The organism is Streptomyces sp. NPDC004721 (assembly GCF_053601495.1).
Genome location: NZ_JBSGBZ010000002.1, coordinates 80,667 through 95,822, shown reverse-complemented (window position 1 = coordinate 95,822; position 15,156 = coordinate 80,667). Strand labels below are relative to the sequence as shown.

The 15,156-nt window shown below is 73.3% G+C and carries 10 protein-coding genes; 1 reads left to right on the top strand and 9 read right to left on the bottom strand.

The annotated features are described in order from the left end of the window. Positions 1-194: 194 nt before the first annotated feature. From ACWEK3_RS02085 to ACWEK3_RS02060, 6 genes are all read right to left on the bottom strand, one after another. Positions 195-2,498: a xanthine dehydrogenase family protein molybdopterin-binding subunit gene (locus ACWEK3_RS02085; RefSeq protein WP_453248682.1), complete on the bottom strand. Its 2,304-nt coding sequence runs from the start codon at positions 2,496-2,498 to the stop codon at positions 195-197. Continuing rightward, positions 2,495-4,711, bottom strand: coding sequence for a 2Fe-2S iron-sulfur cluster-binding protein (locus tag ACWEK3_RS02080; RefSeq protein WP_453248681.1), 2,217 nt, complete (start codon positions 4,709-4,711; stop codon positions 2,495-2,497). The genes ACWEK3_RS02085 and ACWEK3_RS02080 overlap by 4 nt, the downstream gene beginning before the upstream one ends. Then, positions 4,708-5,601 (bottom strand): FAD binding domain-containing protein, encoded by an 894-nt coding sequence (locus tag ACWEK3_RS02075; RefSeq protein ID WP_450544580.1) that lies wholly within the window; start codon positions 5,599-5,601, stop codon positions 4,708-4,710. Before ACWEK3_RS02075 ends, ACWEK3_RS02080 begins: the two co-directional genes overlap by 4 nt. A 263-nt stretch (positions 5,602-5,864) precedes the next feature. Continuing rightward, positions 5,865-7,520 carry a beta-N-acetylhexosaminidase gene (locus ACWEK3_RS02070; protein WP_450544582.1) on the bottom strand — a complete coding sequence of 552 codons (1,656 nt, stop codon included), beginning with the start codon at positions 7,518-7,520 and terminating at the stop codon, positions 5,865-5,867. 141 nt (positions 7,521-7,661) lie between these two features. Then, positions 7,662-7,943, bottom strand: coding sequence for a DUF3039 domain-containing protein (locus ACWEK3_RS02065; protein WP_141360526.1), 282 nt, complete (start codon positions 7,941-7,943; stop codon positions 7,662-7,664). Between the two features lie 28 nt (positions 7,944-7,971). Next, positions 7,972-8,541: a YqgE/AlgH family protein gene (locus ACWEK3_RS02060; protein WP_361415031.1), complete on the bottom strand. Its 570-nt coding sequence runs from the start codon at positions 8,539-8,541 to the stop codon at positions 7,972-7,974. A 275-nt stretch (positions 8,542-8,816) separates the two neighbouring features. On the opposite strand from ACWEK3_RS02060, the gene murA reads away from it, so the two are divergent. Then, a complete protein-coding gene (murA, locus tag ACWEK3_RS02055) occupies positions 8,817-10,163 on the top strand; it encodes a UDP-N-acetylglucosamine 1-carboxyvinyltransferase (protein WP_376396418.1) in 1,347 nt (448 codons plus the stop codon). A gap of 248 nt (positions 10,164-10,411) precedes the next feature. Here the strand turns inward: murA and ACWEK3_RS02050 are convergent, their stop codons facing one another. From ACWEK3_RS02050 to ACWEK3_RS02040, 3 genes are all read right to left on the bottom strand, one after another. Next, complete coding sequence (locus ACWEK3_RS02050; RefSeq protein ID WP_003990598.1) at positions 10,412-10,693, bottom strand: HU family DNA-binding protein; 282 nt, start codon at positions 10,691-10,693, stop codon at positions 10,412-10,414. A gap of 297 nt (positions 10,694-10,990) precedes the next feature. Beyond that, the gene (locus ACWEK3_RS02045) at positions 10,991-12,406 is read right to left on the bottom strand and encodes an NAD-dependent malic enzyme (RefSeq protein WP_361415027.1); all 1,416 of its coding nucleotides are present in this window, start codon (positions 12,404-12,406) and stop codon (positions 10,991-10,993) included. 376 nt (positions 12,407-12,782) lie between these two features. After that, positions 12,783-15,104 carry a HelD family protein gene (locus ACWEK3_RS02040; RefSeq protein ID WP_450540382.1) on the bottom strand — a complete coding sequence of 774 codons (2,322 nt, stop codon included), beginning with the start codon at positions 15,102-15,104 and terminating at the stop codon, positions 12,783-12,785. Positions 15,105-15,156 lie beyond the last annotated feature (52 nt).

The window sequence follows — 15,156 nt, the reverse complement described above, 5'->3', positions numbered from 1 at the left end:
CCGTGCGGTTCGGTTCAGGTTCCGGAACGGACGGCGTCCCGGGCTGGGCGGGTCCGGCGCCGCGCCTCGGGCGACGGCCCTCGTCTCCACTGCCCGAAGACTACGCCCCCTCACTGACAACGCCCCAGAACGGAAGACGCCGGGCGGGCGCCCGGCGTTCCCTTCCGGCCCGGGTCACCGCGGGCGAACACCGCTCACTGCGTGGTCACGACCGCGGCCTGCGGGCGGATCGGCAGGCGGTTGACGGGACGGCCCGTGGCGGCTCGCACCGCGGAGGCGACGGCCGCCGGGGAGGTCACCACCGGTACCGCGCTGACCGCCTTCGCTCCGAAGGGGGCGACGACGTCCCGCTCCTCGACCAGTTTCACGATCCGGACGTCGGGCGCGTCCAGGGCGGTGGGCAGGGCGTAGCCGGTGAGGTCGGGGTGGCGGACCAGTCCGCGCGGGGTGCGCAGGTTCTCGGTGAGGGCGATGCCCACGCCCTGGGTGACACCCCCCTCGATCCGGGCGGCCAGCTGGGCCGGGTTGAGCACCCGGCCCACGTCCTGGGCGAGAGCCATCTCCACGACCCGCACCGAGCCCAGTTCGATGTCCACGTCCACCACCGCGCGGATGGCGCAGAAGGCCAGGCCCACGAAGGCGTCGCCCTGGCCCGACTCGTTCAGCGGCTCGGTGGGGTGCGGGCGGCACTGGGCGGTCGCCCACAGCTCCTTGCCGTCCAGCGCCTCCGTGACCGTGGTCGACAGCACGCCGTCGTACGACGTGATCTTGCCGTCGGTGATCTGGAGCAGCTCGGTGGACATGCCGAACTTGTGGGCGAGCGGCTGGAGGAGCTGGGTGCGGACCATCTTCGCCGCGCGTTCCACCGCGCCGCCCGACACCCAGGTGTGGCGGCCGCGGCAGCCGGCGCCGGCCGGCGGCTGGTCGGTGTCGACCGGGGCCACGTGCACCTCGTCGATGCCGAGCGTGTCCTGGACGATCTGCCGGGCGAGCGTCGTGAAGCCCTGGCCGGACTCCACCGCCGCGCACAGCACCGTCGCCACGCCGTCCTGGACCCGCACGGTCGCCGTGGAGACCTCGTCGGCGCCCTCGGCGCCGAGCATGTGCACCATGCCCAGGCCGTAGCCCACGCCCCGGCGCACCGCGCCCGGTTCGCCCGCTCCCTCGAGGCCGCCGGGCAGCAGCCACTCGTCCTCGGGGACGTCCTTGGGTAGTGGCGGCAGCGGGTGGTCCCGTACGGCCTGGAGCAGTTCGGCGACCGGGGCCGGGCACGTCACCGTCTGGCCGGTCGGCAGCACGTCGCCGGTCGCCATGACGTTGCGCAGGCGCACCTCGGCCGGGTCCAGGCCGAGTTTCTTGGCCAGCTTGTCCATCTGCGCCTCGTAGGCGGCGCACACCTGCATCGCGCCCTCGCCGCGGACATGGCCGGAGGGCGGGTTGTTGGTGCGCACGGCCCAGCCCTCGATGAAGGCGTTCGGGACGACGTAGGGACCGCAGGCGAAGGACACGGCGGCGGCGAGGGCGTCGGAGGACGTGTCGGCGTAGGCGCCCGCGTCCAGCAGGATCTGCGCCTCGACCTTGACCAACGTGCCCTCGGCGTCGGCGTGGTGGCGGTAGCGCAGGAGTGTCGGGTGGCGGTGGGTGTGGCCCAGGAACGACTCCTCGCGGGTCGCCGTGAGCTTCACCGGGCAGCCGGTCCTCAGCGCCAGCAGGCCGAGCGGGAGCTGGAAGCCCTGGTCCTCGCGGTCGGCCGTGGCACCCGGCACACCGGTGACGACGATCTTCACGCGCTCGGGTTCCAGCCCGTAGCAGGCGGCGAGCGCGTCGCGGTCGGCGTGCGGGTCGGTGGAGGCCAGGTACAGCTCCACGCCGCCGTCGGGGCGGGGCACCGCGAGACCGGCCTCGGCGCCGATGGGGGCCGGATCCTGGCGGCCGATGCGGTACAGGCCCTCGACGACGACCTCGCCGGCCGCCTCCGGGTCGCCGTGGCGCAGCGGGATGTGTCGGATCAGGTTGCCGTCGGGGTGCAACGGCTCGGCCTCGAAGGCCTGTTCGGGGTCGGTCACCGGGTCGAGCACCTCGTACTCGACGATGACGGCGGCGGCGGCCATCCGCGCGGTGTCCGGGTGGTCGGCGGCGACGGCCGCGATGGGCTCGCCGTGGTGGCGTACGACCTCGGAGGCGAACACCGGGCGGTCGGGCGTGCCGCGGCCGTACACCGGGCGGCCCGGGACGTCCTCGTGGGTGACGACGGCCCGTACGCCGGGCATCTCGCGCGCGTGTGCCGTGTCGATGGACACGATGCGCGCGTGCGGGTGCGGCGAGCGCAGTACGGCCGCCCACAGCAGGCCCTCGGCCCACAGGTCGGCCGCGTACGGGAAGGTGCCCTCCGTCTTGGCGCGGGCGTCGGCGGCCGGCAGCGAGGAGCCGAGACCGTGCGGCAGGGGTTCGGGCGCGGGGGCGGTCTCCGCGGCGGCGGTGGCGGCTTCGTTGCTCACGCCTGGCCTCCGTCCTGGCCGTAGGGGTCGTGCGGTGCCGGGGTGTCGAACGCGGAGGGGTGGACCCCGCCGGCGCCCGGACCCGCCTGGTGGGGGATGCGCGGCTCGTCGGCCTCCTGCTCGGCCTCGTCCGCCGCGGTGTGCGCCTCGCGTTCGGTGACGACCTCCTTGACGGCCTGGAGGACGCCCCGGTAGCCCGTGCAGCGGCACAGGTTGCCGCACAGTGCCTGGCGGGTCTCCAGCTCGGTCGGGTCCGGGTTGCCCTCCAGCAGGTCGTGCACGGTCATCGCCATGCCGGGCACGCAGAAGCCGCACTGCACCGCGCCGCACCGGGCGAGCGCCCGCTGCACGTCCGAGGGCTGCCCGTCCACGGCCAGTCCCTCGACCGTGCGCACCTCGCTGCCGGCCGCGGTGACCGCGGGCACCAGGCAGGAGGCGACCAGGCGTCCGTCGACCTGTACGTTGCAGGCGCCGCACTCGCCCTGCGAGCAGCCGTCCTTGGCGCCCGCAAGCCCGAGCCGCTCGCGCAGCACGTACAGCAGCGACTCGCCGATCCAGGCGTCGGTGACGGGCCGGTCGGCGCCGTTGACGCGCAGCACGTACGAGGCGAGCGGGTGCTCGTCCTGCGGGGGCGCGGGAGGCGGGTCCTCCTCGGTGGCGGCGTCCGGCTGTCCGGCGTCCGGGCCGGCGGCCGCGCCGTCCGGGGCCGCGGAGCCGGAGCCCGTGACGGGCTCTCCGGCGACCCGGGAGGGCGACTCGGACTCCTGGGGCGAGCCGGGCCACGCGGGCGGCTCGGCGGGCCCCTCGGCGGCCTCCATGACCCCTCGGACGTCCTCGCCGGCCTCGCCGGCCTCGACCGCGCCGGAGGCCGGCCGCGGGGAGTGCGCGCCGGACTCGGCCGGGGACTCGGACCGGGGCGGCGAGGCCTGGACGCCGTGTTCCGCGCGGAGTTGGGCTTGCCGCTCCGCCGGGGAGCCGGTGGTGCCCTGTCCGTGCGCAGCCCCCGGTCCCGGAGCGGCGGCGGTGTCCGCGCCGGGGCCGGTCACGGTCGGCGGGAACGGCCGGGCGGCCTCCGCCGCCGGCTCCTCGCCCGCTTGCCGAACTCCCGCCGGACGGCCGTCCGCACGGCCCGCGCCCGGAGCCGTCGGCTCTCCTTCACGCGCGCCGTCCGCCGAAGTCCCGGCCCTGTAAGCATCCTGGACCGCCCCGGCACCATACGCGGCCGCGCCGGGCCCTCCGGCCGGGGAACCACCACCGGTCACACCACCTGCAGCGGGAGCCCCCGGCAACCGCACGTCCGCGCGCGAGCCGTCCGCCACCGTCCCGTACGCGGCTTCAGCCGCCCCGGCACCGTGTCCGCCACCGTCCGGCCGCCCGGCCGGGGAACCACCACCGGCCACACCGTCCGCAGGGGAAGCCCCCGGCAACCCCACGTCCGCGCGTGTGCCGTACGCCGCCTCGGCCGCCCCGGCACCCTGTCCGTCACCGCCCGGCCCTCCGGCCGGGAACGCGGTGCCGGTCGGTCCGTTCTCGTAGGCGTTCGCGGTCGGTGCGCTCCCGTGCGGGCCGCCCGCCGGGGGCTCGCCGGGCTGTCCGGGCGCTTCGGCTTCGGTGCGGGGGCGGCTCCAGGCCTGGCCGACCTCCTCCGTGGCCCACGGGGCGGCCGCGCCGCCGGGGAGGGTGGCCGGAGGGGTACCGCCCCACTGCTGGACCAGCGACGACGTGGTGAACTCGCCTGATTCGTCCGGGATGTCACCCCCGGCGACCGGGATCGACCACTGTCCGGTCACGTCCTGTCCGGGCGCGGGAGGGGCCTGAGCGGCCGGGCCCGCCTGGCCCGCCTGCGTCTCGTCGAAGTTCCACTGCTGGGTGGCCTCCGGACGGTACGTGAACCGGTCGCCCGCGCCCGCGTCCTGCGGCACGGCGTTCGGGTCGGGCCACTGGGCGCCCTGGGCGGGCGTGCCCGGCGCGGCCCAACTGCCCGTACCCGCCGGGTCGTTCGCTGCAGGTGGGGCGGGCGTGACCGCTATCGGCGGCGGCACGTAGCCGTGGCCGGGCGCCGCGAGCGGGCTGTGGGCGGCCAGGAGGGCGTCGATGCCGCCCTCGGGCAGCTTCACGAACGCGGTGGCGCCGTCGTCGTACTCGCCCTGCGGCAGCGGGTCCCATCGGCCGCCGCTGCCCGGCGTGCCCTCCGCGTGCTGGTCGTCGGTCACGACAGCGCCCTCCCCAGTGCTCGTCGGGCCAGCGCGGCGACGATGCGCCGCAGGTGCAGTACGGCGGGCGGAAGCTGCTGCACGGAGCCGTCCTCGGCCGGGACCGGATCGGGGATGCAGGCCGCGGCCACGTACTCGCCGAAGGCGTTCTGCGCCTCCGGGACGATCACGCGGCCGTTGTCCCAGTCGATGAGCTGGGCCACCCAGCGCTCGGCGTCCAGCGGCCGCAGCGGCATCGGCGCTATGGCGCCCACCGCGCACCGCACCCCGCGCCGGGCCGGGTCGAGGACCAGTGCCACGGACGCGACCGCGCGGCCCGGTCCGGTGCGGCCGGTCGCCTTGAGGAAGACCTGCGGCGCGTGCAGCAGCGGCACGCGCACGTAGCCGATGAGCTCGCCCGCACGGAGCATCTCCACGCCGGCCAGCAGGTGCGACACCGGGATCTCGCGGCGGGATCCGCCCGGGCCCGCGATGATCAGGATCGCCTCCAGGGCGGCCAGCACCGGCAGCGCGTCCCCGGTGGGGGCGGCGGAGGCGACGTTGCCGCCCAGGGTGCCCGCGTTGCGGATGTGCGGCGGGCCCGCGGCGCGCGCCGCAGCGGCCAGCGCCGGGATCAGCGCGGCGAAGTCGGGGCGCCCCATGCGCGCGTGGGTGAGGCCGGCGCCGAGCAGCGCGTGGCCGTCCTGGTACTGCCAGCCGCGGATCTCGCTGATCCGGCCGAGGCCGACCAGCGCGGTGGGCCTGAGCTGCCCCGAGTTGACGGCGGCCATGAGGTCGGTGCCGCCCGCCACGGGCACCGCGGCCGGCATGGCGGCGAGTGCCGCCACCGCCTCGTTCAGCGTCGTGGGCAGCGTGACGGCCTGCGCCGCCTGAGGTGCGTGCGTGGTCAAAACCGGCTGCCCCTTCCCGCTGCCCCCACTGGTCCCACCTGTGCTGCCGTACGGTACGTGCCGACAAGGCGGACGTGGCAACTCTGGCACATCTTCGCAGGGCCCGAAGACAGGGGTCCGCTAGGTGGCATTCGCCCACCTCATCGGAGACATGGTCCGTTTTGGCACACCATCACCGATGCGAGCGAATTCCCACTCTTCGCTGACTCTTGCGGTCTTTTTCCGGCACCTGTTCGAGACGGCGGGCGGAGCCGGCCGTTCCGCTACCTCGGCGGCGGGCCGTCGAGGGGCCGCCCGAGGATGCCAGGGCGCCGCTGCCACGGGTGCGGCCCGGTGGGCGGCCGGTAGCGGACGCCCAGGGCGTCCAGACGCCCGTAGTGGGCGGTCATCCGCCGCTCGAAATCCGGGAAGTCCCGTTCCGCCGGGGCGGGCAGGGCACTCCAGGCCACCTCGGCGAACGCGGCCAGTCTGGGGAACGCCTGGTAGTCCACGCGCGCCTGATCCTCCATCACCTCGGTCCACACGTTGGCCTGCGCGCCCAGCACATGGCGGGCCTCGGCCGCGTCCAGCTCCGGGGGGACCGGCTCGAACCGGTAGACGTCCTCGAGGGTGCGCACGAAACCGATCGGCACGGGCTCGTCCTCGCCCGGGGCCTGGCGGTGGTCCAGGTACACCTCCTGCTCGGGGCACATGACGACGTCGTGGCCGGCCCGCGCGGCGGCGATCCCGCCCGCGTACCCGCGCCAGGACGACACCGCGGCCCCCGCCGCAAGGCCGCCCTCCAGGATCTCGTCCCAGCCGATGAGCCTGCGCCCGCGCGCGGTGAGCCAGGCGTCGAAGTGGCCGACGAACCAGGCCTGGAGCTCGTCCTCGCCGGCCAGTCCGAGTTCCGCGATCCGCGCCCGCGCGGTGGGCGAGGCCCGCCACTGCTCCTTGGGGCACTCGTCACCGCCGATGTGGAGGAACCGCGAGAACCCTGAGGAGCCGTTGGACGTCACGGCGTCCGCGGGGAACAGGTCGAGCAGTTCCTCGAAGACGCCCTCGTAGAAGCGCAGGGTGGTGTCGGTGGGGGCGAGGACGTTCGGGTTGACGCCCCAGTCGTCCCAGACGGTGAGGGCGGCGGTGTCGACGACGTCGGTGTTGCCGAGTTCCGGGTACGCGGCGATGGCGGCCTGCGAGTGCCCGGGCACGTCGATCTCGGGGACGACGGCGATGTGCCGCTCGGCCGCGTAGGCGACGATCTCCCGGATGTCGTCCTGGGTGTAGTGGCCGCCGTGCGGTTTGTCCTCCCACAACGGGGACGCCCGGTGGCCGAATCTCGTCCGCGCCCGCCAGGAGCCGACCTCCGTCAGCCTCGGGTACCGCTTGATCTCGATCCGCCAGCCCTGGTCGTCCGTCAGGTGGAAGTGCAGCACGTTGAGTTTGTGCGCGGCCATCAGGTCGAGGTAGCGCAGGACGCCGTCCTTCGGCATGAAGTGGCGGGCCACGTCGAGCATCAGGCCGCGCCAGCGGAAGCGGGGGGCGTCCTCGATCACCCCCGCCGGGACCGCGTGGGCGGCGTCCGGCCGCAGGGGGGCGCGCCGGAAGGCGTCGGGGCCGAGCAGCTGGCGCAGGGTCTGCGCACCCCAGAACACCCCGGCCGGGGAGCCGCCGCGAATCTCGACGCCCCGGCCGGCGACGGCGGCGAGCCGGTACGCCTCGGGCTCCAGGGAGTCGTCCAGGCGCAGCCGTACGGAGTCCGGGTCGTCCTCGGCGCCGGGCGGGAGGGGCAGGCCGAGGGCCGAGCCGAGCGTGCCGCGCAGCCAGCGTTCGGTGCCGCCGGTGCCCTCGGCGGCCCACAGGGTGGTGCCCCGGTCGAGCGGTACGGCGCGGTCCGGGGAGCCGGCCGCGGCGCGCGGGGCCGGAATCACGTCGGTCATGCCACCCATGGGTAGCGTCGGCCGCGACGCAGCGCAACGAGCGTTGCACATCGTGCACAGGCCGTCCGACGACACAGGCCCCCGAGGCACGCCGGAGCGCGCCTCGGGGGCCCTGCGAGTCTCTGCCGAGCGGGGAGCCGGTTACTTCTTCTTGTCGTCGCCGCCTTCGCCGCCGCCGCTCATGGATTCGTAGATCTCCTTGCACAGCGGGCAGACGGGGTACTTCTTCGGGTCGCGGCCCGGCACCCACACCTTGCCGCACAGCGCCACGACGGGCGTACCGTCGAGGGCGCTCGCCATGATCTTGTCCTTCTGGACGTAGTGGGCGAAGCGCTCGTGGTCGCCGTCGCCGTGGGACACCTGCGGCGTCGGCTCGACGAGGGTACCCGTACCAGTGCCGCGCTCGGGCTCGAGAGTGCTCATACGGCAAGGGTACTGAAGGGCCCGGGCATCAGTTGAGCGAAGGGTCGTCCGGATATGTGGCGACCATCGCCAGTTCGTTGCGCTGGCGGCGCAGCACCTCGCGCCACAGCCTCTCGGGGGACGGGCAGGACACGTCGCCGGGTTCCGACTCGACGACGTACCAGGCCCCTTCCGCCAGCTCGTCCTCGAGCTGGCCGGGGCCCCAGCCGGCGTACCCGGCGAAGATCCGCAGCGAGCCGAGGGCGGAGGCCAGCAGCTCGGGAGGTGCCTCCAGGTCGACGAGACCGATCGCGCCGTGCACCCGGCGCCAGCCCAGCGGGGCGCCCTCGCCGGAGCCGCCGGGGATGACGGCGACGCCCAGTGCGGAGTCCAGCGACACCGGGCCGCCCTGGAAGACGACGCCGGGCTCCCCGGTGAGATCCGCCCAGCCCTCCAGGATGTCGCCCACGTCCACGGGGGTGGGACGGTTGAGGACGACACCGAGGGAGCCCTCCTCGTCGTGGTCGAGAAGGAGCACCACCGCACGGTCGAAGTTCGGGTCCGCCAGGGCGGGCGTGGCCACGAGCAGCCGCCCTGTGAGCGAGGACACCTCGGTCATGCCAGACATGATCCCGCATCTTCCCTGCGCATGGGGAGCCAATCCGGCTACGGGGGTGAGCGCAGCTCAGGGGACACGGAAGCGTCACCGGCGCACGGCGGCCGCGGTGACCGCACGTGCCCGGTGCTCAACGGGGCGTGTTGGCGCAGGGTCCTGAGCCAACCCGGGCCGCCGACGGGCTTTCTGAAGGGGGGCGCATGGCGATTACCCTGTCTGTCCGGCCCCCTCCGAAGTGATCGGCCGGACCCTGCCCACCTCATCGGAACGCGAGATACATGACCGTCAACGGCACTGATGACGTACTGCTTGTCCACGGCGGAACCCCGCTGGAGGGCGAGATCCGTGTCCGCGGTGCGAAGAACCTCGTACCGAAGGCCATGGTCGCCGCCCTGCTGGGAGGTGAACCAAGTCGCCTCCGCAACGTTCCGGACATCCGTGACGTGCGTGTCGTGCGCGGTCTGCTGCAACTGCACGGGGTGACGGTCCGTCCGGGTGACGAACCGGGTGAGCTGGTGCTCGACCCGACCCGGGTGGAGAGCGCGAATGTCGCCGACATCGATGCCCACGCGGGCTCCTCGCGCATCCCGATCCTGTTCTGCGGGCCGCTGCTGCACCGCCTGGGGCACGCGTTCATCCCCGGCCTGGGCGGCTGCGACATCGGCGGCCGGCCCATCGACTTCCACTTCGACGTGCTGCGGCAGTTCGGCGCGGTCATCGAGAAGCGGGCGGACGGGCAGTACCTGGAGGCGCCCAAGGGGCTGCGGGGTACGAAGATCCAGCTGCCGTACCCGTCCGTCGGCGCGACCGAGCAGGTGCTGCTGACGGCCGTGCTGGCCGAGGGTGTCACCGAGCTGTCCAACGCGGCCGTGGAGCCGGAGATCGAGGACCTGATCTGCGTCCTGCAGAAGATGGGCGCGATCATCGCGATCGACACCGACCGCACGATCCGGATCACGGGTGTGGAGAAGCTCGGCGGCTACACCCACCGGGCCCTTTCGGACCGGCTGGAGGCCGCGTCCTGGGCGTCGGCGGCGCTGGCGACCGAGGGCGACATCTACGTCCGCGGCGCCCAGCAGCGGTCGATGATGACCTTCCTGAACACCTACCGGAAGGTCGGCGGCGCGTTCCAGATCGACGACGAGGGCATCCGCTTCTGGCATCCGGGCGGCCAGCTGAAGTCCATCGCGCTGGAGACGGACGTGCACCCCGGTTTCCAGACCGACTGGCAGCAGCCGCTGGTGGTCGCCCTGACCCAGGCCACGGGCCTGTCGATCATCCACGAGACGGTGTACGAGTCGCGTCTGGGCTTCACCTCCGCGCTCAACCAGATGGGCGCCCACATCCAGCTCTACCGCGAGTGCCTGGGCGGCTCCGACTGCCGCTTCGGCCAGCGCAACTTCCTGCACTCCGCCGTGGTGTCCGGCCCGACCCGGCTCCAGGGCGCCGACCTGGTCATCCCCGACCTGCGCGGCGGCTTCTCCTACCTGATCGCGGCCCTGGCCGCCCAGGGCACCTCCCGTGTCCACGGCATCGACCTGATCAACCGCGGCTACGAGAACTTCATGGAGAAGCTCATGGAACTGGGCGCCAAGGTGGAACTCCCCGGCCAGGCCCTCGGCTGATCCACGATCCCCCAGCCGGGCCGGCCGACGCCGCCCCGGCTGGGGGTCCGGGGGTCATCCCCCGGGCAGGCACAGCCTCCCGGCCGGGCCCTCGGCTGATCCGCGCTGCCCCGGTGGCCGCCGGGGGAAGGTGTGTACGACGTTGGGGCGGCCCCCGGTGAGGGGGACCGCCCCATGGGCGTCGTGGTGGCCTGAGGGCCGGCCTGCAGCGCCTCGTACGCCGTCCCGCGGCGTACGAGGCTGCGAGGTCACTTGCCCTTGGCCGCTTCCTTGAGCTTGCTGCCCGCGGAGACCTTCACGCTGTAGCCGGCCGGGATCTGGATCGGCTCGCCGGTCTGCGGGTTGCGAGCGGTGCGAGCGGCACGGTGGGTGCGCTCGAAGGTCAGGAAACCAGGGATGGTGACCTTCTCGTCCCCCTTGGAGACGATGTCGCCGACGACGTCGGCGAACGCGGCCAGCACGGCGTCGGCGTCCTTGCGGGTCACCTCGGCACGGTCGGCCAGCGCGGCCACCAGCTCACTGCGGTTCATGTTGTTACTCCCGTGTTCTTCTTGCCGTTGCGGCGAGGCCGCATGTTGGGCACAGCGAAGCCGATGCTGCCAGGTTCCTCGGTGAGTCCCCGGACCCGGGTCCGTCGCCGAACCCTCGCGCCCAGAGAGGCATCCTGCCCCCACCTGCGGCGCGAATGCCAATCCGGCACCCATAGGAGTCGTGAGAACACCCTTGGGAGTCACACGAAGAGATGCCCGAGCCTGGCCGTCACGATAAGGCTCCACCGGCGGTGGGGTGCTTCGCGACGCGCCGGTTTCCCGACGCCGTGGCAATCGTCACGCCGTTGCCTCCGTCTTCGCGGCCGCCTCCCGGACCGCCCCGGCCACCGCGCCGGCGACCTTCTCGTTGAAGACGCTCGGGATGATGTAGTTCGGGTTCAGCTCGTCCGCCGTGACCACGTCGGCGAGGGCGTGCGCGGCGGCCAGCATCATCTCCGTGTTGACGGTCCGGGACTGCGCGTCCAGCAGGCCGCGGAAGACACCCGGGAAGACCAGCACGTTGTTGATCTGGTTGGGGAAGTCGGAGCGACCGGTGGCCACAACTGCCGCCGTCTGACGGGCAATTGCCGGGTCCACCTCGGGGTCGGGGTTCGCGAGCGCGAACACGATCGCACCCTCCGCCATGGCGGCCACGTCGTCGCCGTCGAGCACGTTGGGCGCCGAGACGCCGATGAAGACGTCCGCGCCGTGCACGGCCTCCTTCAGCGTGCCGGTCAGGCCCTCCGGGTTGGTGTTGTCCGCGATCCAGCGCAGCGGGGAGTCCGGGGCGGCCCCGACGAGGTCCTCACGGCCGGCGTGCACCACACCGTGGATGTCGGCGACGACAGCGTTCTTCACGCCCGCCGCGAGCAGCAGCCGCAGGATCGCCGTGCCGGCCGCGCCGGCGCCGGACATCACCACGCGCACGCTGTCGATCGACTTGCCCACCACGCGCAGCGCGTTGGTCAGCGCGGAGAGCACGACGATCGCGGTGCCGTGCTGGTCGTCGTGGAAGACGGGGATGTCGAGGGCCTCGCGCAGCCGGGCCTCGATCTCGAAGCAACGGGGCGCGGAGATGTCCTCCAGGTTGATGCCCGCGAAGCCGGGGGCGATCGCCTTGACGATCTCGACGATCGCGTCGCTGTCCTGGGTGTCCAGGCAGATCGGCCAGGCGTCGATGCCGGCGAAGCGCTTGAAGAGGGCCGCCTTGCCCTCCATGACCGGCAGTGCGGCCTTCGGGCCGATGTTGCCCAGGCCCAGCACGGCCGAGCCGTCGGTCACGACCGCAACCGAGTTGCGCTTGATGGTCAGGCGCCGGGCGTCCTCGGGGTTCTCCGCGATAGCCATGCACACGCGGGCCACACCGGGGGTGTAGACCATGGACAGGTCGTCACGGTTGCGGATGGGGTGCTTGGACGCCATCTCGATCTTGCCGCCGAGGTGCATGAGGAACGTACGGTCCGAGACCTTGCCCAGCGTGACGCCCTCGATGCCGCGCAGCTTCTCGACGATCTCCTCGGCGTGGGACGTCGAGGTGGCCGCGATGGTGACGTCGATACGGAGCCTCTCGTGGCCCGACGCGGTGACGTCGAGGCCGGTCACCGAGCCTCCGGAGGACTCCACGGCCGTGGTGAGCTGCGATACGGCGGTTCCGCCCGCCGGCACCTCCAGACGGATGGTCATCGAGTAGGAGACGCTGGGCGCCGTTGCCATGGCCGACTTCCTCTGCTTTCACCGTGTCGCGAAGTTCTGCCGTCCGATCGTCGCACCTACCCCCGAGTACGTGCCAGCCGCCCCGGGTTGTGGACGTAGTGTTCACCGAGAGGTGCAGTTTTCGGAAACTGAATTCCACCATACGAGAACTGTCGAGGGACGGAAGATGCGCAGGCGGCAAAAGAGGCCCACGTCACATGAGTGACGTGGGCCTCCTGGAGATTTGTATGACACCGACCCGCCATGCTCGCCTCGCGGCAAGTGGTCGCTCGTAGCGACGAAGGTTGGGCCCGGGGGCTTGGATCGGGCCGGTGTCGTACCCAGGCTAACAAACGGATGCCTCATGGCCATTCCCGTCGCTGCGGTTACCCCGGGTTCAGTCCCGCAGCAGATCCGGCACCCCGGCCCCGTCCGGCTCGTCCCGCTCCCCGGAGACCACCGTCAGCTGCTGGGTGGCCCTGGTCAGCGCCACGTACAGGACCCGCAGGCCGGCCGGGGACTCGTCCGCGATCTCCGCGGGCGAGACGACGATCGTCGCGTCGTACTCCAGACCCTTGGCCTCCAGGCTGCCGAGGGCCACCACCCGGTCGCCGAGCCCGGCCAGCCAGCGCCGGGCCTCCTCACGCCGGTTCATGGCGACGACCACGCCGACCGTGCCGTCCACCAGGTCCAGCAGTCGCTCGGCCTCCGCCCGCGCGCTCTTCTCCACGGAGCCCCGGACGACGGCGAAGCGCGGCTCCACCCCGGTGGAGCGCACCGCCGTCGGCGCGGTGGAGCCGGGCATGGCCAGGGCGAGGACCTTCGAGGCCAGGTCGGCGATCTCCGCCGGGTTGCGGTAATTCACGGTCAGCTCGAAGCGGCGGCGCGGCCGGGTGCCCAGGGCCTCGTCGCGGGCCTCGGCCGCCTCGTCCGGGTCGGACCAGGAGGACTGGGCGGGGTCGCCGACGACCGTCCAGGTGGCGTGCCGGCCGCGGCGGCCGACCATCCGCCACTGCATGGGCGTGAGGTCCTGCGCCTCGTCCACGATGACGTGCGCGTACTCGGTGCGCTCCTGCGCGAGGCGCTCCGCCCGCTCCCGCTGCGACTCCTCGCGTACGGGCATCAGCTCCTCGAGACCGGTGAGGTGGTCCAGCGGGTCCAGTTCGCGCTTCCGGCGCGGCCGGGCCGGGGTGCCGAGGATCGCCTGGAGCTCGTCGAGCAGGGCGACGTCGTGCACCGAGTACCCGTTCCGCCGCAGCGAGCGGGCCACCCGGCGCACCTCACCGGGGTTGAGGATCCGGCGCGCCCAGCGGCCCAGCCGCCGCTCGTCGGCCATGGCGGTGAGCACGGCCGACGGGGTCAGCTCGGGCCACCAGGCGTCGAGGAAGGCGACGAAGGAATCCTCACCGGTCACGTCCTCGTCGAAGGAGGAGCGCAGCTCGGCGGCGAGTTCCGCGTCGGTGTGCCGGCCGGCGGCGCCCGACTTCTCCCACAGGGCGTCAAGCAGCAGCTTGCGGGCGCGCGGGCGCAGCAGGTTGACCGGCGCCGTGCCGCCGAGGGCGGTGCGCCGGACGTGGTCGAGCTCCTCGGCCTCCAGCTCCAGCCGGCGGCCGAAGGCGACGACCCGCAGCCGGTCCGGTGAGCCGTTCGACTCCAGCGCGCCCCGCGCCGCCTTGCGCAGCACCTTCAGCATCCGGTACGAGCCCTTGGCCCGCGCCACCGCCGGAGAGTCGTACAGCGTGGCCTCGGCGCCGTCGACGAGCGAGCCGATCGCCCGGATGGCGACCTGGCCCTCCTCGCCGAGCGAGGGCAGCACGCCCTCGGTGTAGGCCACGAGCAGCGGTGTCGGGGAGACGATCAGGATGCCGCCCGCGTAGCGGCGCCGGTCCTGGTAGAGCAGGTAGGCCGCCCGGTGCAGCGCCACCGCCGTCTTCCCCGTCCCCGGACCGCCCTCGACGTACGTCACCGAGGCGGCGGGGGCACGGATGACCAGGTCCTGCTCGGCCTGGATGGAGGAGACGATGTCCCGCATGGTGTGGCCGCGGGCCTGGCCGAGCGCGGCCATCAGCGCGCCGTCGCCGATCGCGGGCAGTTCGCGGCCGTCGAGGTGGGCCTTCAGCTCGGGACGCATCAGGTCGTCCTCGACCCCGAGCACGCGCCGCCCCTTGGAGCGGATGACCCGCCGGCGCACGACCCGGCCCGGGTCGACCGGGGTGGAGCGGTAGAACGGGGCCGCGGCCGGTGCCCGCCAGTCGATGACCAGCGGGGCGTAGTCCTCGTCGAGGACGCCGATGCGGCCGATGTGCAGGGTCTCGGCGATGTCCGCCGTGCCGTCCTCGCGGACCGCGCCCTCGGCCGGCTCGACCGCGGTGTACGCGCCGTCCGGGCCCTTCCTGCCGTCCTTGCCGAGCAGCAGGTCGATACGGCCGAAGAGGAAGTCCTCGAACTCGTTGTTCAGCCGGTTGAGGTGGACGCCCGCCCGGAAGACCTGCGCGTCGCGCTCGGCCAGCGCGCCGGGTGTGCCCACCTGGCCGCGCTGGGCCGCGTCGCGCATGAGGAACTCGGCCTCGTGGATCTTCTCCTCGAGACGGCGGTACACCCGGTCCAGGTGCTGCTGTTCCACACCGATCTCTCGGTCCCGTACGGAGTCGTGCGCCGCTTCGTGCGCTGCGGCGTGGACCGATCCGACCGCGGAATCCTGTTGAGCCTGTGCGGCCACCGGGCCCCCTTCTGACGTGCTGGGCAGCCGTCAACCGTACGCGAAGGGGGCC

Coding starts and splice junctions, on each gene's coding strand:
- ACWEK3_RS02045 (WP_361415027.1), bottom strand. CDS start 12,406: ATGGCAACGGCGCCCAGCGTCTCCTACTCGATGACCATCCGTCTGGAG.
- ACWEK3_RS02060 (WP_361415031.1), bottom strand. CDS start 8,541: ATGACCGAGGTGTCCTCGCTCACAGGGCGGCTGCTCGTGGCCACGCCC.
- murA (WP_376396418.1), top strand. CDS start 8,817: ATGACCGTCAACGGCACTGATGACGTACTGCTTGTCCACGGCGGAACC.
- ACWEK3_RS02050 (WP_003990598.1), bottom strand. CDS start 10,693: ATGAACCGCAGTGAGCTGGTGGCCGCGCTGGCCGACCGTGCCGAGGTG.
- ACWEK3_RS02065 (WP_141360526.1), bottom strand. CDS start 7,943: ATGAGCACTCTCGAGCCCGAGCGCGGCACTGGTACGGGTACCCTCGTC.
- ACWEK3_RS02070 (WP_450544582.1), bottom strand. CDS start 7,520: ATGACCGACGTGATTCCGGCCCCGCGCGCCGCGGCCGGCTCCCCGGAC.